Source organism: Segatella copri, assembly GCF_051861805.1.
Lineage (GTDB): Bacteria > Bacteroidota > Bacteroidia > Bacteroidales > Bacteroidaceae > Prevotella > Prevotella copri_M.
Genome location: NZ_CP146520.1, coordinates 2,360,118 through 2,376,620 on the forward strand (window position 1 = coordinate 2,360,118; position 16,503 = coordinate 2,376,620).

At 46.4% G+C, this 16,503-nt stretch carries 11 protein-coding genes; 3 read left to right on the forward strand and 8 right to left on the reverse strand.

All coding sequences use genetic code 11. The annotated features are described in order from the left end of the window. The first annotated feature begins 16 nt into the window (after positions 1-16). Positions 17-1,504 carry a xylulokinase gene (locus V8Z93_RS09195; RefSeq protein WP_203038537.1) on the forward strand — a complete coding sequence of 496 codons (1,488 nt, stop codon included), beginning with the start codon at positions 17-19 and terminating at the stop codon, positions 1,502-1,504. 135 nt (positions 1,505-1,639) lie between these two features. Further along, a complete protein-coding gene (locus V8Z93_RS09200; protein ID WP_203049943.1) occupies positions 1,640-2,710 on the forward strand; it encodes a mannose-1-phosphate guanylyltransferase in 1,071 nt (356 codons plus the stop codon). Positions 2,711-2,840: 130 nt separating this feature from the next. Here the strand turns inward: V8Z93_RS09200 and V8Z93_RS09205 are convergent, their stop codons facing one another. From V8Z93_RS09205 to V8Z93_RS09225, 5 genes are all read right to left on the reverse strand, one after another. Next, positions 2,841-3,482, reverse strand: a complete 642-nt coding sequence (locus tag V8Z93_RS09205; protein WP_238405112.1) for a DedA family protein — start codon at positions 3,480-3,482, stop codon at positions 2,841-2,843. 88 nt (positions 3,483-3,570) lie between these two features. Continuing rightward, a complete protein-coding gene (locus V8Z93_RS09210) occupies positions 3,571-5,289 on the reverse strand; it encodes a glutamine--tRNA ligase/YqeY domain fusion protein (protein WP_203038533.1) in 1,719 nt (572 codons plus the stop codon). A gap of 300 nt (positions 5,290-5,589) precedes the next feature. Continuing rightward, positions 5,590-5,988, reverse strand: a complete 399-nt coding sequence (locus V8Z93_RS09215) for a hypothetical protein (RefSeq protein WP_203038531.1) — start codon at positions 5,986-5,988, stop codon at positions 5,590-5,592. A 77-nt stretch (positions 5,989-6,065) separates the two neighbouring features. Further along, complete coding sequence (locus V8Z93_RS09220; RefSeq protein WP_439431322.1) at positions 6,066-6,755, reverse strand: phosphatase PAP2 family protein; 690 nt, start codon at positions 6,753-6,755, stop codon at positions 6,066-6,068. 22 nt (positions 6,756-6,777) lie between these two features. Beyond that, the gene (locus V8Z93_RS09225) at positions 6,778-8,685 is read right to left on the reverse strand and encodes an LTA synthase family protein (protein WP_439431323.1); all 1,908 of its coding nucleotides are present in this window, start codon (positions 8,683-8,685) and stop codon (positions 6,778-6,780) included. 162 nt (positions 8,686-8,847) lie between these two features. Here V8Z93_RS09225 and V8Z93_RS09230 point away from each other — a divergent pair, with 162 nt between their 5' ends. Then, on the forward strand, positions 8,848-9,267 hold the full coding sequence (locus V8Z93_RS09230) for a helix-turn-helix domain-containing protein (protein WP_203038524.1): 420 nt from the start codon (positions 8,848-8,850) through the stop codon (positions 9,265-9,267). 119 nt (positions 9,268-9,386) lie between these two features. On the opposite strand, the gene V8Z93_RS09235 is transcribed toward V8Z93_RS09230, so the two are convergent. From V8Z93_RS09235 to V8Z93_RS09245, 3 genes are all read right to left on the reverse strand, one after another. Then, positions 9,387-10,004 carry a sigma-70 family RNA polymerase sigma factor gene (locus tag V8Z93_RS09235; protein ID WP_203038522.1) on the reverse strand — a complete coding sequence of 206 codons (618 nt, stop codon included), beginning with the start codon at positions 10,002-10,004 and terminating at the stop codon, positions 9,387-9,389. A gap of 192 nt (positions 10,005-10,196) precedes the next feature. Next, the gene (locus V8Z93_RS09240; protein WP_439431324.1) at positions 10,197-13,145 is read right to left on the reverse strand and encodes a PD-(D/E)XK nuclease family protein; all 2,949 of its coding nucleotides are present in this window, start codon (positions 13,143-13,145) and stop codon (positions 10,197-10,199) included. A 17-nt stretch (positions 13,146-13,162) separates the two neighbouring features. After that, on the reverse strand, positions 13,163-16,435 hold the full coding sequence (locus V8Z93_RS09245) for a UvrD-helicase domain-containing protein (RefSeq protein ID WP_439431325.1): 3,273 nt from the start codon (positions 16,433-16,435) through the stop codon (positions 13,163-13,165). Positions 16,436-16,503 lie beyond the last annotated feature (68 nt).

Below are 16,503 nucleotides of genomic sequence, written 5' to 3' on the forward strand. Positions count from 1 at the left end.
TTAAATACGAATAAAAATGGCAAGAAGATATTTATTAGGCTTTGATGTGGGTTCAAGTTCTGTGAAGGCATCACTCACAGATGTTGACAATGGTGAAATCGTAGCATCTGCATTCTATCCAGATCATGAAGCGCCTATTATGGCGGTGAAGACCGGTTGGGCAGAACAGGATCCACAGATGTGGTGGGATAATGCCAAGTTGGCTCTCAAGAAGATTATGGCAGCATGTGGTGCCAAGGGTGAGGATGTTCTCGCCATTGGTATTTCTTATCAGATGCACGGTTTGGTTTGTGTAGATAAGAACCAGCAGGTGTTGCGCCCTTCAATCATCTGGTGTGACTCTCGTGCCGTGCCTTACGGCGAGAAGGCTTTCCATGATTTGGGCGAGGATCTCTGCTTGCGCAATTTGTTGAACTCTCCTGGTAACTTTACTGCCTCTAAGCTGGCTTGGGTGAAAGAGAATGAGCCTGAACTGTTCGACAAGATTGATAAGATTATGTTGCCTGGTGATTATCTCGCCATGAAACTCTCTGGCGAGGTGAATACTACTATCAGCGGCCTTTCTGAGGGTATGATGTGGGATTTCAAGGCAAAGAAGCCTGCCAAGTTCCTGCTCGATTACTTTGGCTTCGATGAGAGCATGATTGCCGACATTGTTCCTACCTTCTCTGTTCAGAGCGTGGTTTGCAAGGCGGCTGCCGAGGAACTCGGACTGAAGGAGGGTACTCCTATCTCTTATCGTGCTGGTGACCAGCCTAACAATGCTGTCAGCCTCAATGTATTCAATCCTGGTGAAATAGCAAGTACTGCCGGTACCTCAGGTGTGGTTTATGGTGTGCTTGGAGATGTGAACTATGATCCAAAGAGTCGTGTCAATACCTTTGCTCATGCTAACTATACCACAGACTTAGATCGTCTCGGCGTTTTGCTTTGTGTAAATGGTACTGGTATTCTGAACGCTTGGGTACATCGCAATGTAACTCCAGATGTAAGCTATGCAGATATGAACGATTTGGCTGCAGGCGTACCTATCGGTAGCGACGGCGTGAAGGTTATTCCATTCGGCAATGGTGCCGAGCGTGTATTGGAGAATCGTGAGGTGGGTTGCTCTATCCGTGGTCTGAGCTTCAACAAGCACAACCGTGCACACATCGTTCGTGCAGCCCAGGAGGGCATCGTGTTCAGCTTCTGCTATGGTATGGAGATTATGCAGCAGATGGGTATGGATATCAAGAAGATTCATGCCGGTAAGGCAAACATGTTCCTCAGCCCATTGTTCCGTGATACCTTGGCTGGTGTGAGCGGTGCTACAATCGAGCTTTATGAGACTGATGGTAGTGCTGGTGCTGCCAAGGGTGCAGGTATCGGTGCTGGCATCTATAAGGATCATGATGAGGCTTTTGCATCTCTCAAGAAGTTGGCAGTGATTGAACCTGATGAGGCTAACCGCAAGGCATATCTTGAGGCTTATGCCGACTGGAAGGCTGAATTGGCTAAACTCTAGGAAAAAGAGTGAAAAAAAAGGATAATTATCATTCAATATTAAGAAAATAAAGAAAGGATGGAAACTTTTCCATCCTTTTTTCGTTTATCTCCTTTTTTTTTATTACTTTTGCCAAATATCTATAAAAAAAAGAATATGGCTCATAAAAATAATCATTTAGTCATCATGGCTGGTGGAGTAGGCAGTAGATTCTGGCCTATGAGTACCGAGGAAAAGCCAAAGCAGTTTATCGATGTTCTAGGAACAGGTCGCTCACTTTTGCAGCTTACCTTCGACCGTTTCGAGGGCGTCTGCGCACCTGAGAATGTTTGGGTAGTTACAAATAAGAAATATGCAGCGCTGGTTCACGAGCAGTTGCCTGAAATTCCTGAGGGTAACATCTTGCAGGAACCATGCCGTAGAAATACAGCACCTTGTATTGCTTACATCAGCTGGCGCATCAAGGAGAAGGATCCACAGGCTAATATTGTGGTTTCTCCTGCCGATCATATCGTGATGAATGGCAATGAATTCAGAAGAGTGATTGTCTCTGCCTTGAAGTTTACCAGTGAAACTGACAGTATCGTAACTTTGGGTATGAAGCCTACCCGTCCAGAAACTGGTTATGGCTACATTCAGGCAGATTTGCGTACGCCTTCTGCCCGCAATAAGGAAATTTATCGTGTTGATCAGTTCAGGGAGAAGCCAGACTTGGCTACTGCTACGGAGTATATCAAGGATAAGAGTTTCTTCTGGAATGCTGGTATCTTCGTGATGAGTGCGGCAACCATCGTCAATGCGTTTCGTGTTTATCAGCCTAGCATAGCGAAGATTTTCGAGAGCATGCGCAGTATCTATGGCACTGACAAGGAGCAGACTGAAATCGATCTTCGTTATCCAGAGTGTGAGAGTATCTCTATTGACTATGCCATCATGGAGAAGGCTGAGGAGATATTCGTGATGCCTGCCGACTTCGGTTGGAGTGACCTCGGTACATGGGGTAGCCTCCTGGCACAGAGCCGTAAGGATTTGTATGGCAATGCTACCATTGGTGACAATATCGTGATGATTGAGTCAAAGAACAACATCGTTCATACCTTGAACGAGAAGAAGGTGGTTATCCAGGGATTGGAAGGCTACATCGTAGCAGAGGAAGATGGCACCCTTCTTATCTGCAAGCTATCTGAAGAGCAGCGCATCAAGCAGTTCTCCGGCAGTGAAAAGTAATATTGGGAATATCAGATATGAAAAAGAATCTCTCCGTAGATGTTTGAACTTCTACGGAGAGATTCTTTTTTATTGTATATTTCTATTTGATGAAATAAAGGGCTTATTTTATTGTGTTTGAAAAGGATGCTTATTTCTTCTTGATTCCCTTGTATGCTATAAACGCAACGACAACTACGGCAAGTGCCAGAATGACATAACCAATCTCGTGGCTATACTGTACTGCCTGCTTGTAAACATCCTGAGTTGTCTTGTAATCAGTATATTCATAAATTCCCCAACCTATGGTTGCCAATACGGTGTTCCATACACCGGCACCGATAGTTGTGTAGAGCAGGAACTTGCCTACGTGCATTCCTGCCAGTCCAGCAGGGATACTGATAAGCTGGCGAACCGCTGGTACCAATCTGCCGAAAATGGTAGATGCAGCACCATGCTTGCGGAAAAACTCCTCTGCCACTTCCACCTTCTTGCGGTCGATGAGGCACATGTGGCCGATTCGGCTGTCAGCAAAACTGTAGATGATAGGGCGGCCAACCCATTTTGCCAAATAGTAGTTGATGAGAGCACCGAGGTCTGCACCGATGGTGGCAAACACGATGACGAGGATAAACGACATTCCACTGTCAGGATCCATTGCCTTCCAAGCAGCTGGTGGAACAACCACTTCTGATGGGAATGGTATGAATGAACTTTCTATGGCCATGAAAAGAGTAACCACCCAATAGTTCAAGTTATCCAGAATCCAAAGAAAAAGATCTGCTGTATTCATTATGTTTATTTATCTTATTATGTATTGTGAATGGCTAGGAGCCGATAGCTTTAAATAGCTCCAAACTCCTAGCTTTTTATTTCATCACTTATTTGTTCTGCTTAGCCCAGGTATCCTTCAAGCCTACAGTCTTGTTGAATACAGGTTTCTCGTCTGTGGTATCGAGGTCTGCCATGAAGTAGCCGATACGCTGGAACTGAAGATACTCTCCTGGCTTCTTGGTTGCAGCATACTCCTCTACGTAGCAATTCTTGAAATCGTGGTAGCTCTCAGGATTGAGCAGTTCACGGAAGTCGCGCTCATCAGCAGATGGGTTCTCGATGGCGAAGAGGCGATCGTACTCACGTACCTCAGCCTTTACGCAGTGGTCTGCAGATACCCAGTGCAGAGTACCCTTTACCTTGCGGTTGGCACCTTCCATTCCGCTCTTGCTGATTGGGTCGTACTCAGCCTGAATCTCTGTGATAACGCCATTCTCATCCTTGGTGCAACCGGTACACTTCACGATGTAAGCGTTCTTCAGGCGTACTTCCTTGCCTGGAGTCATACGGAAGAACTTCTTAGGAGCATCCTCCATGAAGTCGGCACGCTCAATCCAGAGATTCTTTGAGAAAGTGATGGTATGTGTACCATCTGCTTCGTTCTCAGGGTTGTTGATTGCCTCCATCTCCTCGCTCTCACCCTCAGGATAGTTGGTGATGACAAGTTTCACTGGGTCGAGCACAGCGCTTACGCGGCAAGCCTTCTTGTTCAAGTCCTCACGAACAGAAGCTTCCAGAAGTGCCATGTCGTTGAGAGCATCAAACTTGGTGTAGCCAATGCTGTCGATGAACATGCGGATGCTCTCTGGTGAGTAACCACGGCGACGCATACCGCAAAGTGTAGGCATTCGTGGGTCGTCCCAACCATTTACCAAGTGCTCATCCACCAATGTGTGGAGCTTACGCTTACTCATCACGGTGTAGGTGAGGTTCAAGCGGTTGAACTCAATCTGACGTGGGCGGTTGTCGTTCAATACGTCATCGCTGCCGTCCATCTCCTTCAGGAAGTCAACAAACTTGTCGTAGAGTGGGCGGTGAGGCACAAACTCCAGTGTACAGATAGAGTGGGTTACACCCTCGAAGTAGTCGCTCTGTCCGTGTGCGAAGTCATACATCGGATATGCATGCCACTTGGTTCCTGTGCGGTGGTGTGGAGTCTGGATAATACGATACATGATAGGGTCGCGGAAGTGCATGTTAGGGTTAGCCATGTCAAGCTTGGCACGGAGTACCATGCTACCCTCAACAGCCTCAGGAGTATTCATCTTCTCAAAGAGAGCGAGGTTCTCCTCAACAGGACGGTCGCGGTATGGGCTGGCAGTACCTGGAGTAGTAGGAGTACCCTTCTGTGCTGCGATTTCCTCAGCGGTCTGCTCGTCGATGTAAGCATTCCCCTTCTTGATCATCCAAATTGCAAAATCCCACAACTTCTCAAAATAGTCAGAAGCATAGTAAATGTTGCCCCACTTGAAGCCGAGCCACTGAATATCCTGGAGAATGTTTTCTACGTATTCGTTATTTTCCTTGCTAGGGTTGGTGTCGTCGAAACGGAGGTTGCAGACACCCTTGTATTTCTCGGCTACGCCGAAATCCATGCAGATGGCTTTGGCATGACCGATGTGAAGGTAACCGTTAGGCTCTGGTGGAAAACGGGTCTGAATTCGACCTGCGTTCTTACCCTCCTTGAGGTCTTCCTCAACCAACTGTTCTACGAAAGAGATGCTCTTTGCTTTCTCTTCGATTTTGCTTTCTTCATTAATTGCCATATTCTATAGAATTATTTTATGATTTCAAAAACTGCTATTTTCCTCGTTTGATGGTGCAAAGATACAAATTTTCTGATAAGTACGGAAATTATCAGCCCTTAAATTTCATAGAAGGTATGGAAAAATGCAAAATATGTTTTTAAACATACAAAATGATTTGTTTGTTTCGATAAAAAGCAGTACCTTTGCAAACGTTATCCTGAATACAATCTTTTTACCTTAAAGAAACTAATACCTTATGAATAGAAGTGCCCCCACTGTGAAGTGGAGGCACTTTGTTTTTTTAGTATGAGAAGTGAATTACTTCTTTTCTGCAGCTGCCTTGCGGAAAGTCTCGTTCTTTACTATCAGCTTGCCTTCTGCTGTATCAAGAGTTGCCTGATCCTTTACATCTGCATCAAGGCCCTTGCGGTCGAGAGTAATATTAGCCTCTGTGCCCTGTGGCTTTACTTCCAATTCCCACTTGTAGTAGTCCTTGTCGAGGTTGGTGGTCTTTGCGGTGAAATCTGCGTTGAGAGTAATTACGCGCTTACCATCTGCACTCTTGTAGTCACCAGCTGCTGCTGCCTGGAATGCTGAGTCGGTTACTACTTCTTCTACTGGAGCTGCTGCCTCTGCTGGAGCTGCTGCCTTCTTCTCTGAGCATGCTGTGAATGCGAGCATACCCAGGGCGAATGCCATCAAAGTTAATTTTTTCATTGTTTTCTTCTTTAATTATAGTTAATAATGAAGTTTAATTTCTTTCTATCTATATATATATAATAATGTGTATGGAGCTATATGATGTAACACATCACTCCGCTTATCAGCAGCATGATGGCGAAACTGGCTATGCCTATTGTGATAGGTATATAGTCTTGTTTCAGTCTTTCCTCATGCTTGTAAAACTGGAAGGTATAGCTCTTGAAGAAGAACTGATACACCAGGAATACGATAGTGGCCATGGTAAAGCCAATTATCATTCCCACAAGCAGGTCGCCAGGGTAATGTACTCCGAGATAGGTGCGGGAGTAACTGATTACTGTAGCCCATATCATAAGGAATATATTGAGCTTCCTGCTTCGTGCCAGATACATGGCAAAGAATGCTGCTCCCCATGAGTTGGCAGAATGGGAAGAAGGAAAACCGTATCTGCCGCCTCGGTAATCGTTTACCACATGAACCAATGGTGAGATGGGATTGTCTAAATTACTTGGACGGAGTCGTTCCACCATGGGCTTGAGTAAACCTGAAGCTGTCTGGTCACAGAGCAGAATCAGTAGTGCTACCGCCAGTATGGTGGTGAGGGTCACCTTCCAGCGAAAGTTGCATATCATTACCCAAACGAACGCAGCATAGAAGGGAATCCAGATGAAGCGATGGCTCGCCATCATCATGAAATAGTCGAAAAACTCGCAGTGCATACCATTGAAGAACAGAAAGACCTGAGTGTCTATCTGCTCTAATTGATGTATGATTTCTAACATTTTATTCTATTTTATCTTTTTATTATTTGCTTGCCAGGTCATCATACAGCTTCTGTAAATATGCCTTGCCGCGTTTCAAGTTATAGCCTTTTTGCCCCTTGTCGTAAACCACCTTTTGCAACTTGTTGTCATAGATGATGGAGTTTTCTTCTGATACTACGCCAAAGAGATCAGGCTTGGTAAAGAAGGCGAACTTTGGGGTGGCATCGCTCATCATGTTCTTGCTGAACTTGAAGTCATTGTGATTTACTCCGAGTTGGGCAAGGAGAGTAGCAGCAATATCCTGCTGCGAACCGATGATGCCTACTTTCAAAGGACGGGAAATAGCTCCTCCTGCCAGGATGAGTGGTATCTGATAACGACTGCGGTCGAAATCATTGAGCCCTTCCTTGTAACTACCCACATGGTCGGGTACAAATACGATGAGTGTATTCTTCCAACGTGGCAGTTTCTTGTACTCTCTGACGATGGCACCCATCACGCTGTCTGTATAGGCGAAAGCGTTGAGACGTTTGTCTGCCAATCTGTGGTATGGAACCTCGAATGGCTCATGGCTGCTTGATGTCTGGAATACTCTGAGCATCGGATGTTTTGCGTTTTGCTGAGCTTTGATGTCTGCCATCAGTTTGTTGGCCACCAAATGGTCTGGTACGCCCCATTTACTCATTCTTTCTGCCATAGGAAAATCCTTATCTGCAATGATGTTTTCATATCCTTGTGAAGTAAGGAATGAACGCATGTTGCAATAGTCTGCATCTCCACCATAATAATAGGCGGTATGATAGTGGCGTTGCTCAACCAGGCTTTGGGCTATAGATGGCAACTGTGCTGTCTTGTGTGGATAACGCATGATGCTTGCCGTAGGCTGTGCCGGGTATCCGCTTAAGATAGAAACCAGACCGCGGTCGGTGCGATAGCTGTTGGCATAAAATCTGTTGAAGAGGATACTTTCCTGTGCAATGGAATCCAGGCAAACTGCTACATCCTTGTAAGTACCCATCGACGGCATGATATCGCTGGCGAAACTCTCCATGATGACGATAAGAATGTCGGGTGTACCTTTTTTGAAGGTTGCCTCGTTAAGGAGTGGATAAGTATTCTGATCGCTGGTGCTAATCATGCTCTCAAAGAGTTGAGTAGCTTCCTTGTCATCCATGAAGCGGTATTGGTCAGCAAAATCTTCCTGATGCGTGATTGACTCGAAGAAGCTGAACAGAGGGTTTACTGCAGCATGATTCAAAAATGCATTCTGGCTGAAGTATGCCTGTCCCGTATTCATGGTTGATACAGTGATGCCGCCACGGATAGGGATAAAAAGGAGTGCAGTGAGAAGCAACAGGATAACGGATGTGCGCACACGGTGACGATCAAAGTCACTGTATCCTCTTCTTCCGCCGCCGAATTCTCCGAATCCGTAGTTGCTGTATCTGCTGTGGTAGCTGCGCTTCTCTCCACGCATGCGGATCAGAAACCAGATGGCAACCGTGAGGACAATCCAAATCAAAAGGGTAAGTACCACTTGCCAGATGCTTACGCTGGCTATAGCGTCTGCTGGCGATGTGAGGAAATAGAAAAGGGGAGTACTGTCCAGCGGGTACTTCCAATATGGATATAGACTTGCGTTTACCAGAAAGCTGCATGTGATAATCAATGAAGCAATTACGAAGTAAACGTTCATGATAGGGCGTATCAGATCTTTCTTGAACCAGACGGCGGCAATAGACATGATGCCCGGGATGACAGAAAGATAGCCTGCCATCGAAAGGTCAAGAGGAAGTCCATGCCAGATGACTGCTGGCATGTCTGCGAAAATATTATCAATAGGTTGAGTTGCGGCTCCCTTCTCCAAAATGAGGAACAAGGGCTTCTGCAAAACAAACAAGACTACAAAAGTAGCATAAGTTTTAACAAACCATAGAATCTGCTTCATATAAATCGTTAATTTACTATTATAATAATGTATTCGTATGCAAAATTACTCATATTTTCTGAAATAAACAATTATTTCGATGTTTTTTTTAAAAAAAGTGGAAAAAAATTTGGTTGTTCGAGAATTTTGCCGTATCTTTGTTGTATTAATTTATTACGCGCTATGGCTAAGTATAATATTCAACCCAAAAAAGAGAAAACAGCAAGGTATCAGACTTTGCTGAGCGAGGAGACTAAAGACCGCCTCCGCGATGAGATTATCCGTCTGATTGTAACGGAGAGAAAATACAAGGATCCAGAGTATAACTCTAAGAAGTTGGCAGAGGATCTAAATACTAACTCTCGTTATATTTCAGCTGTGTGTGCCACTCGATTCCACAAGAATTATTCTGAGTTGGTCAATGATTATCGTGTTAATGATGCTATGTCACTTCTTACTGACAAGCGCTACGCTAAGATGAGTGTAGAGGATATCAGTGAGATGGCTGGGTTCAGTACACGACAGAGCTTCTATGCTAATTTCTATAAGCGTATTGGTATTACGCCACGTCAGTACCGACTTGACCACTTACAGACAAGATAGATTATCTGAAAGAAAAGAGGCTATGCAAATCAATTGTTGCATAGCCTCTTTTTGTGTTGCTTCCTGAGGAAATGTGTTGTTTCCTGAGGAAACTTGCGTTATTTCCTTACGAAACTTTGTTATTTTCTAAGGAAATGCTTCAACACCTTACTGGTTGTATTTCTTGATATCTGGCGAATCGCCTTGTCTCTTATCTGGCGTACACGCTCTCGCTTCAATTGCATGTCTTCTGCAATTTCTGCCAGGGTTTCGTGTGCTGTGCCGATTCCATAGAACTTGCTGATGACGGTTCTGTCTCTTTCATCAAGTTCTTCAACGCAACGCTCCAAGTCGTTAAGCATCTGTGTGAAAGCTGTGTTGTCGTCTGCCATTTTCGCATCCTTGTTAACGAGGATGTCGAGCAGGGTATATTGGTTGCCCACACTTAGCGGAGCATCAATGGATACTGCTTTGGCTGCATTGCGAGGTGCATACTTCTTCTGGTCTTTTGGCACTCTGTAAAGAGCCGATTGCTTGTCTATCGCCTGCTGCATCGCCTTGCGGATGAAAGGGGATGCATAGGCAACAAACTGGGAACCTCTTGTTTCGTCGAACTTCCGGGCGGCCATGATCATAGCCAATGTTCCCTCACTTACCAGGTCGTCGAATTCCACACCATTGCCACGATACTGGTTGGCTACCGACTTCACGTAGTTGAGATTCTCGCTTACTATTTTGTTGGTTTCTCTTTCTGTCATATTTCTTATGCGTTTTATCGATGATTGATAATCTGTCTCACACTCAAGCAGAGAGATTCCCCGGTATATAACACCGGGGGATTCTCTACTGCAAAAATACAGAGAATTATCTAAAGAAACAAATTTTGGCTTCAAATAATGCTGTATTTTAACATTTATCTGTATTGTTCTCTTTCTAACTGCTGCTATATGCTATTTGCAGAGTGCCGCATACGGACAGAATACACATCGCGTCTTGTCTTCTGTAGGCTTCAGTGGCAAGGCTGGGTCGTAGATGTCGGCAAGCAGGGAGCGGAGATGGTTGGTGAACTCTGCTTCCAGGGGTGCCACATCTGTGAGCAACTCTTTTCCCAATTTCAGGGTCGGATCGTAATCATCTGCGCCTGCATTCTGAATAAACAGCAGTCCTGGAGATACCGGCTCTTGGGCTGGATTATATCTTCTGTCGTTCTTCACGATGAGTGAATACAGGATAGCCTGCAAGTAGTAATCGTTGTGCTTACCGATGGCTAGCGGCTGGGTGCTGAATACTTCTTCGATATCCTTTGGGTGAGATGTTCTGGAGCGGCCTGTCTTATAGTCGATGACTCTGATGCGTTCGGCAAGATTGCCGAGGGCTGACGGATTTCCGCTGGCAGCCACGGAGTCGAGACGGTCGATGAAACCTCCAATCCTAAACAGTTTCTGACCTCTTGCCATTGCTACCCCCAAAGTGGTAGATACCACAATCTCCATACCGATAATGGAGAATGGTGCCTGGCGGCGGTCGATGGTGATGAGCTGGCGCAAATAGCTGGCTATCACCTCCTTGTTGATGAGTTGCAGACCATTGTATTTAGGGTGATAGTCTGAACTGCTCACCTTGAACAACTCTTCTCTGAAGGCCTGGTCCACCAACCTGTAAACCAGCGAAGTATCCTTTAACGCATGATCCAAGTTGTCTGCTGTGATGACGATAGGACGGATAAGTCGCTGCTTTCCCTGGTCATCCGTAGCAATGTCGTCTTTGCTGGCAAATGTGTAGTAGAACAATTCCGCAGCCCTATGGAAGATGTTGCCGAAGATTTTATTGTCCACTTCGTCCTCATCAATCTCGTCAGGTTCCAGCAAACCTTTCACATATTTATAATAGAATTGCTTCTGGCATCTCTGATAGGTGTTGAGGAAGGTTGGCGTTATCATCTTGATGTTGTCAAGCACAGCCATCACTTCATCTGTCTTCTGAGCATCGCTATAGGCAGGGCGCAGTGGCTTCTGTCCGGCAACCAGGGTCTTGCGCCTGATGGAATGCTGGCTTTCCACCATCATCTGCAGCATGAACCGGCTCATTTCTCCCGACTGTCCGTCTTCCGTGGCATTGTTGTAGGTGAGCGTAATGTCGTGAGCTCTCTGCAACATGCTGTGGAAATAGTAGGCAAAGATAGCCACCTTGTTCTCTACCGTGGTAAGCCCATACGCCTTGCGCAGAGAGTAAGGGATGAACGAAGAGTCGTTTACTCCCTTTGGCAGTTTTCCCTCGTTGCAAGAGAGAACCAGAATATGGTCGAAGTCGAGGTTTCGGGTTTCGAGTACACCCATCACCTGTATTCCTTCTGCCGGTTCACCATGGAACGGAATCGAGGTGGTTTGGATGAGTTGCTGAATCAGTCGTTCCAACGTGATGATATCCACCTGTAGATCTCCTGCGATAATCAGGTCTTGCAGACGGTTCAGGAGTGTATAGGTGCGATAGAGCGACTCATGGAAGAGAGGGTCGTTCAACTCCTTGGCATGGGTTCCGATGGTGCGGAGCACGTCGAGCAGATAGGTGATGAGCTTCCTGTTATATTCATCCTGACTTGCTGTTGCTTCTTCCAGATTGCGGAATAGGAGGGTGAGTCCCTCGTCGCCATCCAAGCTCAGAAATTCTCTTGATGGATAGAAGCGCTTCTGCTCGTCCAGCTTTGCCAGCAGCTCGGTATATTTCTCGCTGATATAGCGGGTATAGGGATGGCGCAGAGCGATGAGCACATAGTGTAGGCGATAGGTGTCGCCTTGCTTGGGATGCCCGATTCCCTGCAGCTGGATGAGTTGCTGAATCAAGCTGTAGAAAGGTGTCTGCTGAAGAGGATAACCAATTGTGATATTGATACTTCCCACTTCTTGTGGAAGTGAATGTATAACGCTTTGCAGCAACGATTCGTCACTTAATACAATGGCCACGTTGCGTCCCATTTTGTATCTGCCATTCTCTTTGAGCCATGAGTTGACATACCTGGCCTGTATATTCTCTGTTGGTGCAGAAATATAGGTGATGTCCTTATTCTTCGTCATGTTGTTGTAGATTTCCTGCTGCGGATAATCTGCCAATTCGTTGGGATAGTATGGCAGGTATTGGCGGATGTAGTGACCTGCCTCGTTGTTGCCGTCCATGTAGTATTGATCGTAATCCCAATAGAAGGCAGCCTTGCCTTGCTTCTTGAGTCGGTTGAGCAGCTTGAGCTCTACCACCTGCATCATGTTGAATCCCACAAAAAGGTACTTCTTGTGTCTGAATTCAATGCTTTCGTTGCTCACCACGCTGCGATAGAGTGCACCTTCGTAGGCAAGTCCCTGCTCTGCCATTCGCTGGTTGAACTCGGTATAGATGTCGTAGAAATGGCACCAGAGTTGCAGAAATCGTTTCTTGAGTTCTGAATTGTGGTCGTCAGAGAAGTTGCTGAAGAACTTCCTGATCATCTCTTTCTGGTAATCTGTGAGATAGGAAACATCATCCAGCTCATGGATATCGCTCAGGTTGGCGAAGAGTTGCTTGGCGTCTACCATGTTCTTGTCCACATCGTCGAAGTCGGCAAGCAGCAACTGTCCCCAACCATAGAAATGGTCCAGGGTCTCGTCGATGCCCGTACATTTCACGAAGGTCTTGTGCAAATCGCAGATAGATTTGATGGGGTCAGCAACCTTCAGGTCCGAGTGACGTCGGAAGAGGTCGCTGATGGTGATATAGGTGGGAGTCCAGATAGGCTTATGTGCCAACTGTGCCAGGTAGTTGTTGAGGAAGAGTGATGCTCGCTTGTTAGGGAACACCACTGCGATGTCGCTCATGTCGGTACCATATTTTTCCAACATGTCTTTTGCTACTATCTTTAAGAATGCTTTCATATTGCTGATTTGCTATTTTATTTCACTTCTACTATTTTGTTGGGATATACATACCATAGGTAGCCTTTTACATTCGGATGTCCCATGCCCGAAAGCAGGTCCATGTATCCCTTTACCTGGTCGTGATATTCCTGACGGGGTTTACCAAACTTGAAATCCACTACGATGGTCTCGTTCGCGTCTTTCATCACGCGGTCTGGTCGGTGCACCTCCATCTTTCCCTTGTTCATGCTGATGATGGAGCACTCGTTGAATATTTCCCAACGGTCAGAGAACCAGTCGCTTACTTTGTCTGATTCCAGACGTTTGCGAATCATCTCTCTCACTTTCTCCTTAGAGATGTTTTCGTCGTAGAGCACGCCGTCCAGCTCCAACTGCTTGAGTGCGCCGTCGATGTCGTCGTGGGTTCTGATGGTAGAGAAGAGACTGTGCAGCACGGTACCCATCTTGATGTAATACTTCTGCTGCTCTTCCTCTTCATCTCCCACGATGAGGTCGCGACTCTTGTTACTCTGTTTGAATTCAGGCATCTTGGGTGATACGACGATTTCCGTCTCCATCATTTCCGAAGGGAGCGTGAATACATTCGAGTTGAGCTTTATTTCCATGACCACCTTTTGCTTTGGTATGTAAGGCTCGCCATAGGTGAAGACGATGTCAGATGTCTTGCTGTCGGTACCCAGTCCATAAATCTCTACAGGAACTTCCTGGTCTTCGGCTAATGGCGAAATGAACTCCTGTGCCTTTTTCAGTTTCTCTGTCACCTGATCAAGCGATAGCTCGATGATGTTGGAGCGATAGTTTTGTGTGGCACGTTTGCCGAAGACATAGAGATTGTGTCCTGCACGGGTGAATGCCACGTAGAGCAGGTTGAGGTTATCTACCATGTTTTGCAGATGCTCATGATGATAGTCTGGCTCATAGATGCTCTGTTTCATCTGACCGGCACTAAAATCCACTGGTACGAGTGGCAACTCATTGTATGGTTCCTCCTGCGGCGTGCACCAGATGGTATTCGACTTCTCCAGTTGCCAGTCGCAGTAAGGCATAATGACGTGGTCGTACTCCAATCCTTTACTTTTATGGATGGTCAGGAGTCTGATACCATCGGTACCGTCGCAGTGGATGCTCTTTCCATGAAGATTGGCGTCCCATTCCTGCAGGAAGGCTTCGATGTCGCTGCTGTTGTCTGCGAGGAAGGCATTCAGCTTGTCATAGAAGGCGCATACGTAGGCACTCTGGGCTTTCATGTCTTCTACTTCGCCCAGTCGGAACTCTGTGAAGAGTCGTTCGGTCAGGTCTAGCAGGGGAATCTCCAGATATTCCTGTCTGTTGCTGGTAAGCTGGTTCACCAATTCTTCGCTGTCCAGATAGGTAAGGGCATACTTAAGCAGGGTGGCACGGGCGATGTCATCGTTGGGGTGCATCAGGTAATGAAGGGCGGTGACGAGTGTCTGCACTGCCTGCGAAGCATCGAGTCGAAATGCCTCATCCGAAACCATCTCGTAGTCGGAATGGTTCATGAAGTATTCTGCGATGTCCTGGATGGTCTGGTTGTTGCGCACCAGAATAGCGATTTTGTTGGTTGGCACACCGCGTGCCACCAGTTTGTTCACCGTCTCTAGACAGAGTTGCATCATTCTTTCGCCTTTTCCTTTGCCTGTGCTCTCGTCGGCAGTATCCTCGTCTTCCTGGGTTTTGAGCAGTCTGATTTCCACGTAGCCTTGTGCTCTTTTGGATGCAGGCACTTTCTGCTCCACGTCAGCGTAGGCATTGAGCAACTGCTGTGCTTCTTCCGGCATGGCTTCCTTCAGGTTTTCGTATTCCTGCTTGGCAGCCTCAACGAAGAAGGCATTGTTGAAGTCGATGACGTTGCGGTCGGAACGGTAGTTGGTGTCGAGGGTTTCTATGTCGAGCTGTTTCTTCGGATTAATGAATTCCGACTCTATGTTGTTGAGCAATCTCCAGTCTCCTGAACGCCAGCGATAGATGCTCTGCTTCACGTCGCCTACTATCAGGTTGCCGGCATCCTCGCGGCTCATGGTTTCTTCCAGAAGCACCTTGAAGTTCTTCCATTGTATGGTACTGGTGTCCTGGAACTCATCTATCATCACATGATTCAGCTGGGTACCTATCTTTTCGAAGATGAAGGGTGAGTCGCTGTCCTGGATGAGTGAGTGCAGCAGCGTCTGGGTATCGCTGAGCAGGAATCTGTTTGCCTCCTGATTCATCGTTCTCACCTTCTTGTCGATACTGCCCAGCAGGCGCAACTGGTTGAGATGCTTCACGGTGAGGTCGGCGCTCTTATACATCTTGACCAAGGTAGGACGGTGCTGTTCCGAGAATTGGAGGATAGGATAGAGCACGGATGATACCTGCTGATAGAGGGCGGTGTGACTCTTCACGTCTGCTTTCTTCACCCAGTTGTCCGGACTTTCCATACACTTGGTGAAGGTCAGGTTCACCAGGTCATCATCACTATACTTGCCATTCTTTATTTTGTTGAAGTAGCTCCAGATGCCTCGAGTCTTTCCGCTCAGGTCTTCAGCTGAATATCCGCCTTCTTCGAGTGCATCAAAGAAAGAGGCCGCAATTTCGTCAAACTGCTCCTTGGCTTTCTTCTTGATGTTCTTCATCTTCTCCTTGAATCCCTCGAAGAATCCGTCTTCGGCCATGCGCTCCGACAGTTTGTCGGCGTTTTCCTTATAATAGTCACGGAAGATATGCTCGCCAAACGACTTGATCTGGCCGATTACATTCCAGCCCTTGTCGTCTGCGATGTTTTCCTTGATGTATTCCATAATCCAGAAGAGCAGCTTGTCGGTGTCTTCCAGACTCTCGATGAGTTCATCCACAGCCTGTTGCTCCACCTGATAGTCGTTGAGTCCGATGCGGAGGTTGGCGGTCAGGTCCAATTCTCGAGCCAGGTTTCTCAATACACTCTGGAAGAAGGTATCGATGGTCTGCACATGAAAATAGTTGTAGTTGTGGATGAGCAGTCGGAGTGCCGCTTCTGCATTCTTTCTGATTTGTGTTTCCGACAGATGTGGCAATGCCTCATGTATCTGCTTCAGATATTGGTCTGACTCCGGCAGATGATGGGCTATGCCATAGAGCTGTCCCAGGATACGCAGTTTCATCTCTTCCGTCGCCTTGTTGGTGAAGGTGACGGCTAGGATGGTGCGATAGGCATAGGGATTGGCTATCACCAGAGTCATGTATTCGCGAGCTAGAGTAAAGGTTTTACCTGAACCGGCACTCGCCTTATAAACAGTAAGTTGTGATTTCATATCTTGTTATCTTTTTATTTTTTTTATTCATAGGATGAGCTTTCTGTTTCTTTTATTCATAGGATGAA

Excerpts from the sequence above, each read along its gene's own strand:
- V8Z93_RS09195 (WP_203038537.1), top strand. The coding sequence starts at position 17 with ATGGCAAGAAGATATTTATTAGGCTTTGATGTGGGTTCAAGTTCTGTG.
- V8Z93_RS09200 (WP_203049943.1), top strand. The coding sequence starts at position 1,640 with ATGGCTCATAAAAATAATCATTTAGTCATCATGGCTGGTGGAGTAGGC.
- V8Z93_RS09205 (WP_238405112.1), bottom strand. The coding sequence starts at position 3,482 with ATGAATACAGCAGATCTTTTTCTTTGGATTCTGGATAACTTGAACTAT.
- V8Z93_RS09210 (WP_203038533.1), bottom strand. The coding sequence starts at position 5,289 with ATGGCAATTAATGAAGAAAGCAAAATCGAAGAGAAAGCAAAGAGCATC.
- V8Z93_RS09215 (WP_203038531.1), bottom strand. The coding sequence starts at position 5,988 with ATGAAAAAATTAACTTTGATGGCATTCGCCCTGGGTATGCTCGCATTC.
- V8Z93_RS09220 (WP_439431322.1), bottom strand. The coding sequence starts at position 6,755 with ATGTTAGAAATCATACATCAATTAGAGCAGATAGACACTCAGGTCTTT.
- V8Z93_RS09225 (WP_439431323.1), bottom strand. The coding sequence starts at position 8,685 with ATGAAGCAGATTCTATGGTTTGTTAAAACTTATGCTACTTTTGTAGTC.
- V8Z93_RS09230 (WP_203038524.1), top strand. The coding sequence starts at position 8,848 with ATGGCTAAGTATAATATTCAACCCAAAAAAGAGAAAACAGCAAGGTAT.
- V8Z93_RS09235 (WP_203038522.1), bottom strand. The coding sequence starts at position 10,004 with ATGACAGAAAGAGAAACCAACAAAATAGTAAGCGAGAATCTCAACTAC.
- V8Z93_RS09240 (WP_439431324.1), bottom strand. The coding sequence starts at position 13,145 with ATGAAAGCATTCTTAAAGATAGTAGCAAAAGACATGTTGGAAAAATAT.
- V8Z93_RS09245 (WP_439431325.1), bottom strand. The coding sequence starts at position 16,435 with ATGAAATCACAACTTACTGTTTATAAGGCGAGTGCCGGTTCAGGTAAA.